Genomic DNA, 17876 nt, shown 5'->3' on the forward strand with positions numbered 1-17876 from the left:
AAGACCGAAACGAATCCTACATGAAGTGTTGCAATTCGTACATCCCCACTTAAAAATCATGCTTTTAGTAAGAAAATTTGAGCATCAGAAAAAACGTCTCCGACATCGGACACTTGGCTTATAAAAACAAAAAAGCCTACCAGGAAGGGCTCTCTCCTGGTAGGCAAAACTGGTTGAACTACTACTAACCGGCTAACTATTTCTCAAATCGTATACTTTCAATACCAAACTTATATGAAGATTCTAACGTCTTCGCATCTAAACCTGGTCCCACAGATATCTGTAGGGTTTCTGCATTTTTAACATCGAAGGAACCGGTTACATCTGGCTGAAAGAAATACTGTTGAAAGGTCGGATAAGGTCTTGGCAGCGTAACATGTTTTACAGGCTGGAGATTTTCAAAAGCAATTTCGTATTCATGCACATCTTGCTTTAGCGCAATCAACGCACCGTAAGTGTTACCCTGGTTGTCGACAAGTGCAACTTGCAGCGGAAAATCAGCATCGACGCTATGCGCTTTGATGACCATCTTTTTAAACGACGACAGCTCATCCTTTCGGCCGGCTACATTGGGTTTGAAATTATAGCGCAGTGAATAATCGTGCAGCGGTTGCCCCTCAAGGTTCTCTTCGTCGAGAACGAATAGTTTAGGGATTTCTTGGTACATCACCACCGATTGATCTGCCGTGGGGATGAGTTTCGATCCCTTCCTCCACTCTTTCGATACTTCTTTGGCATCCGTTGCCGCATTGAATACATAAAGGGAGTTTGATGTTGCTACCACAGCGGTGGAATACGTGTCGCCATCAAAGCTCCAACTCAATGGTGACCCAGTACCCGACGGATAAACTTTCAAAGCCCCGTGATAGAAACTCCCGAAACAGTAGTTCAAATAACCCGGTGAAACATCTTTAGCAGCAACGTGTGCTTCATAGGTATAACCTGAAACACGGCTCATCTTCAATGCGCGTCTAGGCCCACCGTTGTCAACATAAAGTAAAACACTATCCGGATTTTCATTTGTGACGATCTGCGCCTTGATTGTCACGTCTTTCCCAGCAATCACTTGCCTCAAGGGATCATGGACAAGATACGATTTCTTTAAAGTAGATTTTACCGCGCCATATTCCCCGACCGTGATATTTTTGAATCTCGCATTTGCATCAAGAACAAAACCACTTCCTTTCTTGGCAAGAATATAAACACCTGGAGTTACAGCAAAGGCTTTGCCGTCAACTGACTTTTGCAGATTGTTCTGAATGCCCTGAAGAGAAAAACTACTACCAAGATCTGGAAGATTAACTTCCATCGTCCATTCATTCCAATGAAGAACTGCTACCTCTTTGTTCAGGTTATTCTTTCCAAAGATATTGTCGACCCAAACGGCATCGGGATAAACTTCGAGTCGCCACACGCCAGCCTCGAGTTGATCTAAAAAATATGCGCCTTCTCCTTCATACTTCACCACATTGGAATTTCCATAACCTGCGATATGTTTGAGTTTACTTGTGTTGACAGGCACGCTTGGTGTTGTATTTGTATAAAAGAATTTCGACTCTGAATTATATTCCGCCAGATCCTCTTCATAGCTCACGCGAAAGCCATCAAATTTTGTATTGGTAGGATAAGCACCGTACTTTTTATACCGTGGAACTTGATGAAAAACTTCGCCGGCAATTTTTAGACTCAGTGCCTTTTGCGGAGCATACAACAAGTTCATGTAATGCGTGTTGTACTCCGTATTGGCATACGCGAGAAAAGTCGGATCGTAGGCAAAATGTGTTGCCCATTGAATTCCCGCCTCGCGAAAACTTCGCGCCATGGCAGGATAAATGTATGAACGTCCTACATCTGCAGCATCAAACTCATAAACGACTTTCACCTTTGATTTAAATGCGGATACGTTATCGAAGGGCATCACGTAGCGATCCACGTTCGGAAGAAAGTTGCCGCGAAGTTCATGTTGTGCGCCAAGTCCCGTCGGATACCATTGAAATGTTCCGCCATCGATATTCGACTTAAAGTACGTTTCACCTAGATGAATACTATGACTCACATTGTAAAGAATAGGCTTCTTGCAACCAGTCTTGCGCATGGCACTCACCATTCGATTAATGTATTTCTCTACCTCCGCAGGTGTACCACGATGATGTGGCTCGTTTGAAATCTCGAAGCCGACGATATCCGGATCGTTCTTATAAGCAACTCCCGTTTCAGGATTCACGTGATTCAAAAACTGATACAAATAATTTTCCTGTGCTCTTATTGCAGCTTCATTCACAAGGCACGCATCTTTTCCATACTTGTGTGAGAAGCCTGGTGTTTTCTCATCCATATCGGGATAACCATTTCCCCAGAAAGCGATGGGCGTAAGGAATATTTTGATTCCGCGTTGCTTCATCTTGTTCAACATGAAATCAAATAATCGAAAATGTTCGTTATCCAGTAAATTCCCTAGCGAATCGCTAATCTCAGTATCCCACACATGAATTCTAAACGCGTCAAAACCCAATCGCGCAAAATGATAGACATCTTGTTCGATAGCCTTTTCAATATCAACGTTTAATTTTTTTGCACTTCTATACGCATGCGCGAAGGGCGCTGTATAATTCACACCGAATCCATACACTTCTTGTTTGGTGCTTCCCCAACGCATCACACCGGCTTTATCAACATAAACATCTTGTGTCTTCTGCGCGATGCTATTACCTGCTATGAGCAGACAAAAAACTACCATTTGAAATCCGCGTAGGACTTCTTTCATACCCATCAAATTCATTTTATTACTCCTTGTGCTAGTATTTGTATGTGGCATAGTCAAATGCCTTCATTGCATTTCCATTATAGTTGAAGAATGCTGCATTCTCCCACGCAGAACCTGTTCCCCATAGATCTTTCATTTTCGAACTGATCCATGCAGGTTCCCAATAGATCACGCCAATACCTTTTCCGTCCTTAACTTCTTTGGTAAGCGCAACCATAAAATCATATTGACCTTGCTCCGAAAATGGATATCCACTCAATGGCGTGCCACCCAATAAATTATTATATCCATCATTGCCATTCACGGTCCATGGATACGCTGTCTCTAAAATGATCACATCCTTGTTGAACTTTGATTTGAACGCGGCCACGTTGTCTGATATCTTATTGAACGTTACGGTTGTATGCCACAGCGGATAATAAGAAAATCCAATAATATCAAAGTTTGTAACGGATGCGCTACTGGTAATATTGGTAAACCACCAGTCTACGTTTTTAGGATCGGCAACGTGCAATATAATCTTTGTTTTTACCGTCGACGTTGCCGCAACGTCACGAACAGCTTTAATCCCAGCATTGATAATCTGTCCGAGATTGCTCCATTGGCCATCGCAGCCATTCCCATTAGGAAAGCCTTCAGGTGCTTCGGAGTAAAGCATGCCGCAGTTCGATTCATTTCCAAGTTGAACAAACTCTGGCATGAGGCCTTTTGCATTTAGCATTTTAAGCGTCTTAAAGGTGTAATTGTAAACAGAATCTTTCAACACCTCGATAGAAGTAATTTCTGTCCATGCTTCTGGAATAAATTGTTTAGATGGATCTGCCCACGTATCAGAATAATGAAAATCAAGCAAGATCTTCATTCCTTCTGCACGCGCGCGCGTAATCGATTTTTCTACATCTTGATAATCGTTGTATAGTTGTGTTCCATCATCGCCATATACTTCTTTCGTCCAAGACGGATTATGCCAAAGTCGGAACCGGGTAAGTTTGGTACCTTTTTCAGCAAAGATCTTGTAAGGGTCTTTCGTTGTACCACCAACTTTAAAAACTCCGTCTTTGTCGAGAACCTGGTTCACATAAGAAAGGTCCGCGCCGTACAAGAAATCATCCGTCGTGGTTACCGGAGGCTTAACCTCTTCTTGATCGGGATCCGAACTGCAACAAAACAGCAGCAATACGGAGCAAAATGTAATTTGTCTAATCATAGTCATCATAAAAGCTGCATGCAATTTCATTTCAAACGGTTGCTGTTGTGTGAAAAAAACGTACATGAAGTAACAAAATTCATACATCCGATGTGGAAGATTCGCTCAATTATTGCCAAGAAAACGGCGTATCTATCAGCATTTCAGGGAATTCAATGCAACGTTCGCAAATAGCCGCGTATCGCACGCGACGTTGGAGTTTTGACTCCGCGACGATATTCGCCACGAAGATTGTATTTTCATGGTCTCGATCCGTATGCTCCTAACTGTCGCCAGAATATTTGTTTTTGCCGGTCTTGTTTTGATCATGGCGTTCACCTCCGCAAGCGGACAACAACTTTTCTTTTCTAACTTATCGACACGCGATGGGCTACCATCCAACGTCATTAATTCGATCGCCCAAGATTCAAATCAGTTCATATGGATCGGCACGGGTAACGGATTAGCGCGCTTTGATGGCTATTCCTTTAAGACATTCAAACGAAATGAAAACGCGAACTCTCTCCCCGCAAATGAAATCAGTTGCTTGTTGGTGGATGGCGATTTTCTTTGGATCGGTACCTGGCGTGGACTCTGTAAAATCAATACAAAGAATTTTCAAATCACGCGAATAGATTTAACGTTTGAGGCTGCGATACGAACACTGTACAAAGATAAAGACAACAACATTTGGATCGGAACTGCGAATGGCCTTGTCAAACACAACGATGGAAAATTTATCACGTTCACAGTTGAGAATAGTAAACTGAGTCATAATACGATTCGAAGCATCTACGAAGATAACGCAGGCGTTCTGTGGGTGGGTACTTATGATGGCCTCAATACATTATTGCCCAGCGATCTTGAGTTTAAGCACTACGATTTAAAACGCGACTATAAACCAGCGCTGAAGAACAATCTTATCTGTGACATTAAACCCGTAAAAGGAAATGATTCACTTCTCTGGATTGGCACAGAGACGGGATTGTGTTTATTCAACAAAGTTCAAAAAAGCTACAAGCATTTTACACGCGAGAACGCCGGGTTTAGCAATGAGGTAATTAAAAATATTTATGTCGGTCCGAATGGAGAATTGTGGCTGGGTACGGATTTTGGGTTGAATGTTTTTACTACGGGATCAAAAACAAATAAAGCGTACTTCAATAATCCACAGCTGCGATATTCTATTCCCAATAACATGATTTGGGAGATCTTCGAAGATGCAGGTGGCATCATTTGGATTGTAACCTCCAACGGTCTTAGTCGCATTAATAAAGATAATCGACTATTTTCCTATCACGAAATCACTCACCGCATCGGCGACCAAATGGTTGGTAATCAATCGAAGGCGATACTCGTATCGAAGCGCGGCATTGTTTGGATAGCCACCATACATGGCGTGGTGAGAATTGATCCGCGCACCAATACGCAAAAAGTATTTAACATCGAGTCACCCCCACAAGAACGCCTAATTTTGAACAACGTATTTGCTTTAGAGGAAGACGACAACGAGCGTATCTGGATTGGAACGGCTGGGGGCATTAATGTATGGGATGAGGTGCATAAAAAAATGCATACGATCAACGCAGGGAATAGTACAGGGTTAACATCCAACTACATTGCGAAGTTTATCAAGGGCGTCGACGGCTCATTTTGGGTAAGCGCTTGGGAGGGCGGTTTATTTAAACTCGTGAGTGACATCAACACATTAAGTGCCGCAAAGTTTGAATTCGTTGGAGACTTTGCTTCGGAAAAAATAACCTATGCACTAAACGCCTTATGGGCGATTCATAACAACCAGCTCCACCGCATAGACCTCAATACCTTCGGCGCGAAAAAAGTGCATCGTTACAACGCTGTGGCTACCGGAAAAGATATTTACACCTTGCACTACGCTCCGCAAGGCAGTATCTGGACCGGGGCCGCGAACGAACTTATCGAGTACAAACCAAGTTTAGACTCGGCTACCGTTCATCCAATCACGACAGGTACGGATATCAATTTTAACAACATCATCTCCGATAACTTCGGAAATATCTGGGCTGCATCAGACAAGTTCGTTATCAAGTATAGCCCAACAACAAAGGATTTCGAATTATTTCCTTTAGAAAAGGACCTTCCACTAAAAACCTTTTACAGCAATTGCGCTGCGCGGACATTCGACAATCAAATTCTCTTTGGTGGCGACAATGGCTACATTTCATTCTTCGCCGGAATAAAAACAACACCATACAAACCCAACGTATTTATCACGAACATCGACGTCAATAACAAAAGCATACAACCACTTCAAGTCTTGAATGGCAACACAACATTGACAACTGATGTTGCATTTATTCGCGAGCTTGAACTGGACTATGCCCAGCGATCCGTTACCTTCAGCTTTGCATCGCTACACTATTGGCAACCTGAGATCAACGTTTTTGCTTACAAACTCGAAGGACAAGAAAAAGAATGGCACTATGTGTCAGGTGTGAAAAACTTTGCCGTATATTCTAATCTACTCCCTGGGAAGTATACGCTTAAGATTCGTGGCACCAATAATTATGGTATCTGGAGCGATCGCGAGACGAGCATTCAAGTTATTGTAAATCCTCCATTGTTCTTGAGTCCAATATTCATTGCGATATACATCGTGTTGGCCATTGTCACGATTCTGGTTGGGCTTCGCGTGTATGTAATCCGCTTGAAACTTAAGAATGAAATCAAGCTCACGCGCGTCGAAAAAGAGCATGCTGAAGAATTAATTCGCGCCAAGCAACAATTCTTCACGAGCATCTCACACGAACTTCGAACACCAATCAGTTTGATCATTCCACCGATTCAGCAGATTATCAAACGCAATAACTTAGACGAAGAAAATAAACGGCTCATTACGCTGGCTGAAAAAAATTCGCAACGTTTGCTTCGCCTCATCAATCAAATTCTTGATTTCAGAAAACTAGAACATGAAAATCAGGCCTTAAAACTCAGCTGGTTTGATCTTATAGGATTTTGCCGAGAATTACACACGCTATTTACCGATAAAGCCGCACGAAGTGAAATCACTTTTACGTTCGATCCAGAAATCGAAACATGTGAAGTGTGGGCAGATAAAGAGAAAGTCGAAATCATTATCTTCAATTTACTCTCGAACGCATTCAAGTTTACACCGAAAGAAGGAAAAATAAACTTCAAAATTTCTGTTGCGAAATCTGACAGTCCTCGCGAGGGGTACGTGAGTATCGCCATTTCAGATTCCGGTATTGGAATTGCGCAAGAAGAGCAGTCTAAAATCTTTGAACAATTTTATCAAGTTCAGGAAGCACGTAAATTCGAGAATGGCTCCGGAATTGGTCTGACCTTAGTTGCCGAATACACCAAACTGCATCGTGGTGAAATCAAATTGGTAAGCTCAAAGGATCACGGTAGTACTTTTGTTGTTCTCCTACCACTCGGGCACGAGCATTTTCCAGTGCAACGCGATGATCAAGGCACGGAAGTCGATGTACTCGCAAAGCGCACCGTTGAAAGTTCTACGACAGAATATGAATTCAACCTTCGCTCATCCAAGCCCATCATTCTTTTAGCGGAGGATAATGCAGACATGATCGACTTCATTCAGGTAACACTGAAAGAAAAATACAACTTCGTGATTGCTGAAAACGGATCAGAAGCATTAAACAAGGTAAGTCAGTTTGCACCGGAGATTATCATCAGCGATATCATGATGCCTGTGATGGACGGCTTAGAATTATGCCGACGCATTAAAGAAGACAACAAAACACGACATATACCTTTCATTCTGCTTACTGCAAAAAGCCTTACGACACAGAAAGTAGAAGGAATTAAGATGGGCGCCGACATTTACATGACAAAGCCATTTGAAATTGAACTTCTCGAAGCTCACATTGATCACTTGTTGGAACGCAAGGCTGAGCTTGCACAATATTTCAAAAACGAACTTATCACGCAACCTCAGGAGAAGAACAATAAAGAAAACGAAGACGATCGCTTTCTTAAAAAAGTAATGAATACGATTGAGGCAAATATCTCAAATCCAGATTTTAGTGTTGAACTTCTCAGCGATGAGATGGGTATGAGTTCTACGCACTTGTACCGAAAGTTAAAATCGCTCACGCATTTAAGCGCCAATGAGATCATCAAAAAGTATCGAATCAAAAAGGCGTCGATATTGCTAAAAAACAAAGAAGGCAACATTTCTGAAATTATGTATGAGGTCGGCTTCTCAAACCTCTCCTACTTCTCGAAATGCTTTAAAACGGAGATTGGTACAACACCTAAAGAATATCAGCAACGGGAAAGCAAACATTCATATGATGTGAGTGAAGACCTGGAGTCGAACGATGGCAACGCAAAATGAAATTTTTAAGAACGCGCTAGTAGCATGACAAAAGGCCTGGGATAAAAATCCCAGGCTTAATATGATATCCTACTGCTGGATGATCTGCCACTGTTGATTATTACCAGCGTTCCATTGCCATTGAATAACGCTCGCGCCATTTGCAGTAGATCCGCTGTTCACGTCCATAGCTCGTCCACTATTGCGATTTAGAATTCGGTAGTAACCGTTGCCATTGTCAACCAATTGCCATTGCTGATTGTTGCCGCCATTCCATGGCCACTGAATCACAGTCGCACCATTTGCAATAGACCCACCGTTGACATCAGCAGGCTTTCCACTGTTCCGGTTTTGAATTCGATAATAACCGCCACCTTGATCCACAAGTTGCCATTGCTGATTATTGCCGCCATTCCAAGGCCACTGAATGATTGCAGCGCCATCAGTAGTAGCCCCTCCGTTAACATCAAGTGCTTGTCCACTATTTCTATTAATGATACGATAGTAAGCGGTTGGATTGAATGGCCCCCCATTCACATTTTCACCCCATCCGTAACGAATGCGTGTTACGCCTGACGCATTGGTTGTGGTTAGTGTTATATTAGTTCCAGTACCACCGCGATTCTGAATCGAATAGCTATCGTTATCGCGCAGGCCTGGCCAATACATACTTGAAATTCCCGCGCTTCTAAAAAGATTAGTTGAACCTTGGATGTAGGCAATTTCATTGTCGCCGTTCACTGCACCCGTATAATTTTTTCCCGTCGTCATCGCTGCACCAAATTCAGTTACCACGGTTCGTGCACCATAAGAACCAATTCTATTTTTCCAATCTTGCTCCCAGTCTAACGTTGTTGGTCTCGTCGCCCAAAAAGCATAATTATGAAGTGCAAGAAGACAACTTGTAAAACGACTATCAGCTCCAACGCCTGTTACATTCTCCGAATAACCTGTTCCACCTAGGATAATCCTTCCCCTTGGAACATTAGGATAACGCGACAAAAATTCAGCATAGATTGTTGTCAACTGCGCAAGTGTGTAGCCATGTGGTTCGTTGAAAACTTCAAAATACACATTACTACTTCCTCCATACTTGTTGACAACAGCCGTCCACATATTCCAGAATTGAGCGACATCATCGATGAGTCCATTGCGGGAGGAAGCACCTTCCCAACAAGCAAGTACAACTTTCATGTTTTTGCTCAGTGCGCGATCGATCGTACCCGAATAAGCGGTCCACCATGACTCGAGTACCGACGGTGGATTAATTGGCAGTCTCACCGCATTACATCCTGGCATGTTGGTTTGAAAACCAGTGAGTATTGCATTCGCCTTTGCCGACACTGTGGTGTAATCATCCGATGCCGTTAATCCTGAAGGAATCACCCAACCGTCGACAAAATTATCACGACCATCGGCCCAGTTTACGCCGGCGATACCAACGCCAACAGCGGCAATCTCTTGAACATCGCGATACAGCGGTTTCTTATCGATACCTTTTGTTGTCTCCACCGGAAAGTCAACGATTTCATCTTTTGTACAACGCATCATGAGAAAAGCTCCCACGATCATCAAACACCATACGGATAAACTAATCTTTCTTTTCATAGGCTTAAGTATTTGGTTTGTGAAACCTAAAAGTAGCAGCACGATGATGATCAGACCGGGGGCAGATTGACAAATGCAGCAGGACATTTGGAGAAAAGAACAAACGATTGAAATAATCAACTATCAATCACCGCTAAAATATTTCTTGGCGATAAACAACGTACTGGCTAGCGGTCTTTACGGATTAACGTGAAAACAAAACGACGCTATGACACAACATATTCGTTATGCCAGCGCGTCGTCAGAATAAAGATAGTTTATGTTATATGTTATTTTCCAAGTTGTCCTAAGATCGGTTTATCAAGCGTAGGCACAACATGTTGATCACTCTGAGTAAGATCAAAGATGACCACTTCGTTACTACCAACTTTCAACCATTCCGCTGGAACATAAACTGTTTGCTGCGGACCGATACTCCAGTACCTTCCAAGATGATGACCGTTAATCCACACCGAACCCTTGCCCCACTTGCGTAAATCAAGATAAGTATCTACAGCTTTCTTCAATTGAAACTGACCGCGTCGAAATATCGACACATCGCTACTCCCTGAAGTACTACTCATCTTCATCGATGAAATAGTTTGCAACGACAATGGATACATTTCCCACCCCACCAGTACTTCATTATTAAATGTCACCTTTTTCGTGATACCTTTTTTATTCTTGAGTAAATAAGGACCGAAGTTGATACGCCCCATATTCTCTACCAGAATTTCAATAGTAACTTTTCCTTTCGGCAAGGAGACGTGTAAACTATCTTGATAAAGTCTACGATCAAGCGTTCCGATCTTCTTTCCGTTTACATAAATCACGCCGTAATCGCGCAGTTCATCGATCTTTAAATACCCAGATCTACCACCTGTAATATTTGTTCTGTACAACATATAGCCGTAAGGATGTTTGAGATCTTCAAACGTGAGCGGTGTTTTGTGTTTAACAGCTTTACCCAGCACACCGGCATATGTAACATGCTCTGTCAGCGTAATATCGCCAATCGTCGCGGAAGGCTTTGCTTCAGGGATTGCGGGAAGTTTCGTTTGTTTTGGAAGATGTTTCGAAATCACCTCTCTGAACGCCATAAATTTTGCAGTTGCGTTACCTGCTTCATCGAGTGGTGCGTCGTAGTCATAGCTACTGATTTGTGGCTCATAAGGATTCTGATCATTGTAGTTTGCACCATTCATAAAATCACGTGTTGTTCCGCCATGAAACATGTACATGTTCACAGAAATACCTGCCGCAAGAAGCGAATCTAATTTCGGCGTATAGTCAGCAGCAGGAACGGTGTGATGTTTAGTTCCCCACCAATCGAACCAAGCCGGATACCATTCTGCAACATAGAATGGTCCTTTACCACCGTGATAGGTTCGTACAAGTTTTTTTACTTCTGCTGGCTTCAATACACCATTTACCGCAGGCAACAAACCCGGAATGTGACCATCTTTAACTTTCGCCGCAGGATCACATGTATAGAGTAATCCATCGAACCCTGCGTCAATAAACAAGCGTCGATTAGCTTCTAAGTATTCTTTGTCGTTGCTGTAAAAACCATACTCATTTTCAACTTGTACCATCAACACATTACCGCCATGATTAATTTGCAAGGGAGCAAGTTGCTTCGCCACTTCACGGATGTAATTTTTATAGGCATTTAAAAACTTCGGTTCTAAACTTCGAACAACTAAGCCCTCTTCATTTTGCAACCAATAGGGATACCCACCGAATTCCCACTCAGCGCACACGTATGGACTCGGCCGAAGCACAACCCAAAGACCTTCTTCTTGTGCAATGCGTACAAACTGAGCAATATCATTGTTTCCGGTGAAATCGTACTTGCCTTTTTCCGGTTCATGTAAATTCCAAAACACATACGTTCCAATTGTATTAAGGCCCATAGCCTTCGCCATTCTCATTCGATCGCGCCACGCTTCTTTGGGAATTCTCGGATAATGAAGTTCCCCGGAGATCATTACAAATGGTTTTCCGTCCAAAAGAAATGAAGAATCCCCCAATACAAATGTGTGTGCTGCTTTCTGCGCATACCCTGTCGCACTTGACATTATTACAATCAGTGCAATCCATAACATTCTAACCATATCAATATTTACTTTCTGAATTAATTATTCTGCCTTCAATACAAGTGATGCCGTGGTAAGCCCCGGTGATCTCACTTCAATCCTTATCTGTCCTTTTGCCGAAGCTTGAATGTATGCTAACAATCGTCCATGATAGAGCCTACGTTTAGTCGATTTATAATCTTCATGACTGGATAAATCGCCACTTTCAAGTCCTATCAATTTCCCTGGTCCTGTTACGACAATCTCCATCTCTTGATCACCACGGAATACAGCAACACCATTATCATCCGTTACGCTGACATCGATATGCGCAACGCTATCCCTATGCGCTGCTACAACTGCCCTGTCGCTGACGGCGACGATCTTCGATGCTGTTGCCGCGCTCTGCAATTTCTTCGATGAAAATTCCTTCCCGTCACGTAGTCCCTTCACGACTATCTCCCCATGTGAAAACACACTTCTCCACGACAACCGGGTACTTCCTGATTCACGCCGCTTAACACCAAGCGATTTACCATTCACGAATAATTCTGCTTCTTCCAAATTTGTAAAGACTGTTATCGCAATAGAATCTCCGGCTGCATGATCCCAACATTCACATTGTTCATGAAAACCTCTACCCTTTTCAATCTTGGAAGTCAGCATTGAAATACTGGGTTCGTCACGCCATACAGATTTGCGAAAATGAAATTGGGATTTAGTGTATCCTGCTAAGTCTAACATTCCCGCGCCACTACTTCGAATGGGCCACGCGCGTGCTTCGCCAAGAAAATCAAAACCCGCCCAAAGAAATTGCGCCGAGATAAAATCGTTGTCTGCAACTGCTCTCCACGCTTCGTTCGATTGACCATTCTCACTACCATAGATAATCCGGTTGGGATATTTATTGTGATCATCCGCGTAGCGATACTCTTGATAATTATAACCGACAACATCCAGTTCATCAGGATATGTTGTCTCGTTAGACATCACAACGCCAGCCAACGCCGCTGTGATTGGTCGCGTATTATCAACACGCTTTGCTGCTGCGACTAACCGCTTGGCGATAACACCAAGTTGCTTTGCTGGAGGATTACCTACCTGATAGCCTTTGCCATAGATCTGTGGGTTACGCCCGGTGTTTAATACTTCGTGCGTATACGGATCATTCGGATAATCAATCTCATTGCCTATGCTCCACATTATAACACAAGCCCTGTTTCTGTTTCGCAAAATCATATCCGTGAGATCGCGCTCCGCCCATTGCGAAAAGTCTTTATTGTAACCGTCTTTTCCTGGCGTGCCCACATTCCAGCCTTTGATCCATTTGTTTTTCCCGAGTTCCCATTCATCAAACGCTTCATCTTGCACGAGAAAACCAAGACGATCGCAGAGGTCATACAAATAATCTTGGTGTGGATTGTGGCTCATGCGTATCGCATTCACACCGGCTGTTTTCAAAATCTTTAACCTTCTCTCCCATACGGCGGCAGGCACTGCCGATCCCAAAGCACCAGCATCATCATGAATGCATACACCTTTCAATTTTATAGATTTCCCATTCAATGAAAATCCAGTGTCTTTCTCAAACGTGAAGCTCCTGAAGCCTACTTGTTCCGTTACAACATCAACAACTTTTTTGTTGATCACAATAGAAACACGAAGCTTATACAGATGAGGTGTTTCTATCGACCACAATTGAGGATTCGAGACTTCAAAAGCTAGCGTTTCTTTTGTCGTATTTCCATTCCATGAAATTTCCTTTTCCTTACTAGCGACCACGACATCATTCCAAAGCAACTCCGTCTTAACTATTGCAGGACTTTTCGTGGTGCTCTGATTGTTAATTTCCAACGATACTTCGGCGTGAGCCCTATCCTTGCTTACGATCGGTGTGACGAATGCAATACCCCATACATTGACGTGAATGGGATTTGTGTTGATCAAATAAACTTTCCGATTTATACCGGACCCCGAATACCAACGTGAATCGGCAAAGTCGGTATGATCTACTCTCACTGCGACTACATTCTTTCCTTTCTTATCGAGGTATTTTGTAATATCATGATAAAAGGATGCATAACCATTTGGTCTTTTTCCGAGGTAATGTTCATTGATCCAAACCTCGCTGTTTTTATAAACTCCATCAAAGTACAGATATACGACTTTATCAATGAGATCTTTTGTTGTGGTGAATGATTTACGATACCACCCAATACCACCTGGCAGATAGCCGGTGCCACTGGCCCATGCATCGCTGAAAGGACCTTCTATACTCCAATCATGCGGCAGGTCTTGCATTCTCCATGCGGCATCATTAAAAGATCTTTTTTCAAATCCAACACCGTCGCCTTTGTAAAATTTCCATCCTGAATTGAAGTCGATTCCGCGCGAGTCTTGGCTTCGTGAAGGACTAACCACCATCAACAACAACATGGCCGATAAAATGATGATACGGCTTATCATTTGCATTTTGCTAATCATTGAACACTCATTTAATACTGCCAACAAAAGTCACAATCGATTTCTTCGGGATGAATACCTTCTCGTTGCTATCCACCAACGCTAAAGGCTTGAGTTTTGCATCTGCGTCCGGACCTGTCAGATATCCTTTAAATTGATCAACCGCTGCACCTTCGACGTTTATAAAGCTTGAAAGATCAACATCGCCATAGTTAACAGCTACCACCACAAGTTCTTTATTACCAGGGTTTACATAGGCTGACATCATCAAACCCTTCGGATTGTTTACGTTAATATTGTCCCCACTAACCGTCACGCGTGTAGCCCCCGCGTTGATGAACCGGCTATAGTTTCCCAATGCCCATAGTAGCTTGGTATCCTCGTAATTACCATTCGCTTTATTTTTATCGACATAGATGAGGCCATCTTTGTAATCGTAAGCAGTGACCGCGAGCCACCAGTGCCATGCCGATGCATTGGCCATTGTTAAGTCGTGATGAATAAGTCGCGCCACATACAACGCCGTAACGATGCCCGTATCTTTGCCGCCACCTTTCACTTCTTCCTGATCACCAAGTATACAATATTCACTCTGCCAAAATTCAAGAGGCACACTAGCCTTCCTTACGGCATCGGTAACTTTCGTTCTAACATCACGCATCGTTTCAACCGGTGCTGAGGTGAAGTAGCTGTGTCCAGAAATAACCCGATCAACCTTTTCGAGCGCTCCAAGATAAAGCGGCGATTGAATATGAAAGAATTGATTTATTTGGTCGCCACGTGTAACCTTATCGGCTTTCTCATACAAGTAATTAAGTTTCCCTGCTTCACCTATTTGAATTAATGAGTTTAAATTCTCCTTAACCAAGAGTGAATCAAATATTTTTGTTATCGCATAAATTTCAGTGTTTTTGTAAGGGCTGCCCTCTTGACCATTGCCTGTCCAATCCCACTGTGGTTCATTAAAAGGACTGATATAATCGAGTGATGTACCACGCGCTTTAAACGCTTTCACAACATCGATGAGGAACGTCGCAAAATTGAGATAGTTCTCCGGGGCGACATTCGCCTCTTCGCCGTTGCTTGAGTAAGCCTTACCATTTTTTGTAAACTGAATCGGAGGACTATTCGTAAACCCTAATAATTTAGAAACACCGCGCTGCTTTGCAGCATCTACAAACCAGAGTTGCCCAGGTTGATTATTCCAATCGTACTTCCCTTTACTCAACAAAAATGAAGGTGTACGCCGCCACTCATCGCTAATATTATCTTGTGCGGCGCTTCCTGCGCCTATATTAAATCGCCACAGCGACAACCCAATGCCTTTGGGCTTCCCCTGTGCGTCAACCTCCGTGCTAAATAGCCAATCTGCAATTTGAGATCTTTTCTCCTCTGGCCATTGTCCTACAAACTGACAAGTCCACGCATCTGAGGCTCCGAAATTTTGGATCTTCTGGTGTTGCTCATTCAAGTTAACAACAATTTTATTGGCCGTACTATCTTCCGAATCAACCAACGATGTGTCGCTTTTACAACCAGAAATATAAATCGCTATAAAAAAAATTAAGCAGACGTTTAGTCTTAAAAGAATTCCCATCCTAACATTCATCTCATTTGACATTAAAAAATCACGGTATCTATTCTATCATCTTTGAAACACAAAAAGAAAATGGGAAGGCTCATGAGAGAACCTTCACCATTTATCACCCCAAAAAAACCGTACGTTTCTTTTCACGTACGGATTTTCAAAAATCTATTCGTAAAACGGATTCTGCGCAATTTTTCGGTTAGACGCATTAATCTCTTCAATCGGGATTGGGAACCAATAATGCTGCGGACTAAATGTTCGATCTCCCAACGCCTCCTTAACAGCGAAAGTTAAATTACCCCCGCCATCACGTGTTATTGAAATACCTTGAGCTTGTTCATTTTCCACGACGGCTGCAATTTTCCATCGACGCACATCGAAGTAGCGATGTTCTTCGTATGCAAGCTCAACACGTCTTTCGTTACGAATTCGTGCGCGCATTGCGTCTTGCGTTAGCCCAGCAGGAAGGTCAGGCATACCGGCACGGTTACGAACTTCATTCACAGCATCGTAAACAGATTCATCAACGCCATTCGCTTCATTCTGCGCTTCAGCATAGTTGAGCAACACTTCGGCGTAGCGGAAATATCGCCAAGAAGCAGTACCCATGTTTGGCCAGTCATCTAACGCAACAGACTCCTTCAAAAACTTGCGCAAATAATATCCCGTTGGAGAAGTATTCCATGGCTCATTTCCATCTGGACTGTCCTTACCGGAAGGCAAAAATGTTTCTACATTACGACCGCGGAAACTTGCGCCGTTGTGAAGTATCGTCGCATAAAATCTTGGATCTCTATTAGCATATGGATTTTGAGCATTGTAACCCGAGGATAAATCCGTAATGGGCAAACCATTATCCATCTCGTAATCGTCAACCAAATTTTGCATTGGACAGTTACCACCCCATCCGCCAAAACCATTCGGTGCATTCATGCGCTCCATGGCCATCGATGCACTTGCATTCGTATACTCTCTGCAGAAAATATCTTCTGTCGTAGTAGGCGCCGTTAAAAAATACAAACGATAATTCTCAGCATGATCAGCTGAAAGGTTCGTCACAAGACTGAACTTATTCAAATCCATAATTGCCTTGGCCGCATCGGCAGCTGCTTGCCATTTGGAAGCGATGTTGGCGTCATTCGTGTACAACGGACTTGCTGCATACAACAACACGCGAGCTTTTAATGCCATGGCAGCCGGCGTCGTTGCTCTGCCTCTTTCCCAATCGTTGTTTGGATCATCCGGAAGAACACCAATCACAGCATCAAGTTCATCCACAATATAATCTGCAGTTTCTTCAATTGACTTACGAACATATAGTTCAGAAAAATCATCTGTCATTTGTGTTACGCGATCGCCAATGATCGGAACACCACCGAAACCCTTTAGCAAATCGAAGTAGCGAAAGGCACGAACAAATCTAATCTCCGCGTTAAGCAATGTTCTTCGATCGTCGGTGATTGGGACTTCACTTAGTTTCGACAAGGCTAAATTTGCCTCACGAATGCTTCGGTAACTCCTTCCCCATGTCGTACTCATCCAACCGTAATTACTCGGACTAAGTTGTCCGCGTTGCACCAGGTAAGTTTGATCGTCGTTGCTGTATACAGCTTCGTCAGTCACCGATGCATATAACGCCCAATGAAAGCCTCTACCAAAACCAATAAACCGTTCACCTTGATTCGCCTCCTTCTCCGTCATCCGGATACCAGTGTACAAGTTCACAATGTAAGCTTCCGTCAGGAACGGATCTTTCCAAATCGCCTCGTCCGTAAGCGACGTCGGATTGGGATGTAGGAAATCACTATCACAAGACGTACTCGCGAAAGCCAAGATCGTCAGTATATATAATGCGTACTTTCTCATAC

At 43.1% G+C, this 17876-nt stretch carries 8 protein-coding genes; 1 reads left to right on the plus strand and 7 read right to left on the minus strand.

The annotated features are described in order from the left end of the window. Nucleotides 1-196: 196 nt before the first annotated feature. Nucleotides 197-2764, minus strand: a complete 2568-nt coding sequence (locus tag DQQ10_RS07215) for a cellulase family glycosylhydrolase (RefSeq protein WP_165823829.1) — start codon at nt 2762-2764, stop codon at nt 197-199. 31 nt (nt 2765-2795) lie between these two features. Then, nucleotides 2796-3971 (minus strand): glycoside hydrolase family 53 protein, encoded by a 1176-nt coding sequence (locus tag DQQ10_RS07220; protein WP_165823830.1) that lies wholly within the window; start codon nt 3969-3971, stop codon nt 2796-2798. 256 nt (nt 3972-4227) lie between these two features. Between DQQ10_RS07220 and DQQ10_RS07225 the strand changes: the two genes are divergently transcribed. Next, complete coding sequence (locus DQQ10_RS07225; protein WP_165823831.1) at nt 4228-8313, plus strand: hybrid sensor histidine kinase/response regulator transcription factor; 4086 nt, start codon at nt 4228-4230, stop codon at nt 8311-8313. A gap of 69 nt (nt 8314-8382) precedes the next feature. Here the strand turns inward: DQQ10_RS07225 and DQQ10_RS07230 are convergent, their stop codons facing one another. The 5 genes from DQQ10_RS07230 to DQQ10_RS07250 all read right to left on the minus strand — a co-directional run bounded on the left by DQQ10_RS07230 (nt 8383) and on the right by DQQ10_RS07250 (nt 17874). After that, the gene (locus DQQ10_RS07230) at nt 8383-9900 is read right to left on the minus strand and encodes an RICIN domain-containing protein (RefSeq protein WP_221409691.1); all 1518 of its coding nucleotides are present in this window, start codon (nt 9898-9900) and stop codon (nt 8383-8385) included. 269 nt (nt 9901-10169) lie between these two features. Then, nucleotides 10170-11996 carry a glycoside hydrolase family 35 protein gene (locus DQQ10_RS07235; RefSeq protein ID WP_112746144.1) on the minus strand — a complete coding sequence of 609 codons (1827 nt, stop codon included), beginning with the start codon at nt 11994-11996 and terminating at the stop codon, nt 10170-10172. Nucleotides 11997-12020: 24 nt separating this feature from the next. Next, the gene (locus DQQ10_RS07240; protein ID WP_112746145.1) at nt 12021-14441 is read right to left on the minus strand and encodes a glycoside hydrolase family 2 TIM barrel-domain containing protein; all 2421 of its coding nucleotides are present in this window, start codon (nt 14439-14441) and stop codon (nt 12021-12023) included. A gap of 7 nt (nt 14442-14448) precedes the next feature. Next, on the minus strand, nt 14449-15936 hold the full coding sequence (locus DQQ10_RS07245) for a glycoside hydrolase family 30 protein (RefSeq protein WP_165823832.1): 1488 nt from the start codon (nt 15934-15936) through the stop codon (nt 14449-14451). Between the two features lie 237 nt (nt 15937-16173). Next, complete coding sequence (locus tag DQQ10_RS07250) at nt 16174-17874, minus strand: RagB/SusD family nutrient uptake outer membrane protein (protein WP_112746147.1); 1701 nt, start codon at nt 17872-17874, stop codon at nt 16174-16176. Between the last annotated feature and the right edge of the window lie 2 nt (nt 17875-17876).

The organism is Pseudochryseolinea flava, assembly GCF_003286915.1.
GTDB classification, from domain to species: Bacteria; Bacteroidota; Bacteroidia; order Cytophagales; family Cyclobacteriaceae; genus Ohtaekwangia; species Ohtaekwangia flava.

Coding starts and splice junctions, on each gene's coding strand:
- DQQ10_RS07215 (WP_165823829.1), bottom strand. CDS start 2,764: ATGAAAGAAGTCCTACGCGGATTTCAAATGGTAGTTTTTTGTCTGCTC.
- DQQ10_RS07220 (WP_165823830.1), bottom strand. CDS start 3,971: ATGATTAGACAAATTACATTTTGCTCCGTATTGCTGCTGTTTTGTTGC.
- DQQ10_RS07225 (WP_165823831.1), top strand. CDS start 4,228: ATGCTCCTAACTGTCGCCAGAATATTTGTTTTTGCCGGTCTTGTTTTG.
- DQQ10_RS07230 (WP_221409691.1), bottom strand. CDS start 9,900: ATGAAAAGAAAGATTAGTTTATCCGTATGGTGTTTGATGATCGTGGGA.
- DQQ10_RS07235 (WP_112746144.1), bottom strand. CDS start 11,996: ATGGTTAGAATGTTATGGATTGCACTGATTGTAATAATGTCAAGTGCG.
- DQQ10_RS07240 (WP_112746145.1), bottom strand. CDS start 14,441: ATGATTAGCAAAATGCAAATGATAAGCCGTATCATCATTTTATCGGCC.
- DQQ10_RS07250 (WP_112746147.1), bottom strand. CDS start 17,874: ATGAGAAAGTACGCATTATATATACTGACGATCTTGGCTTTCGCGAGT.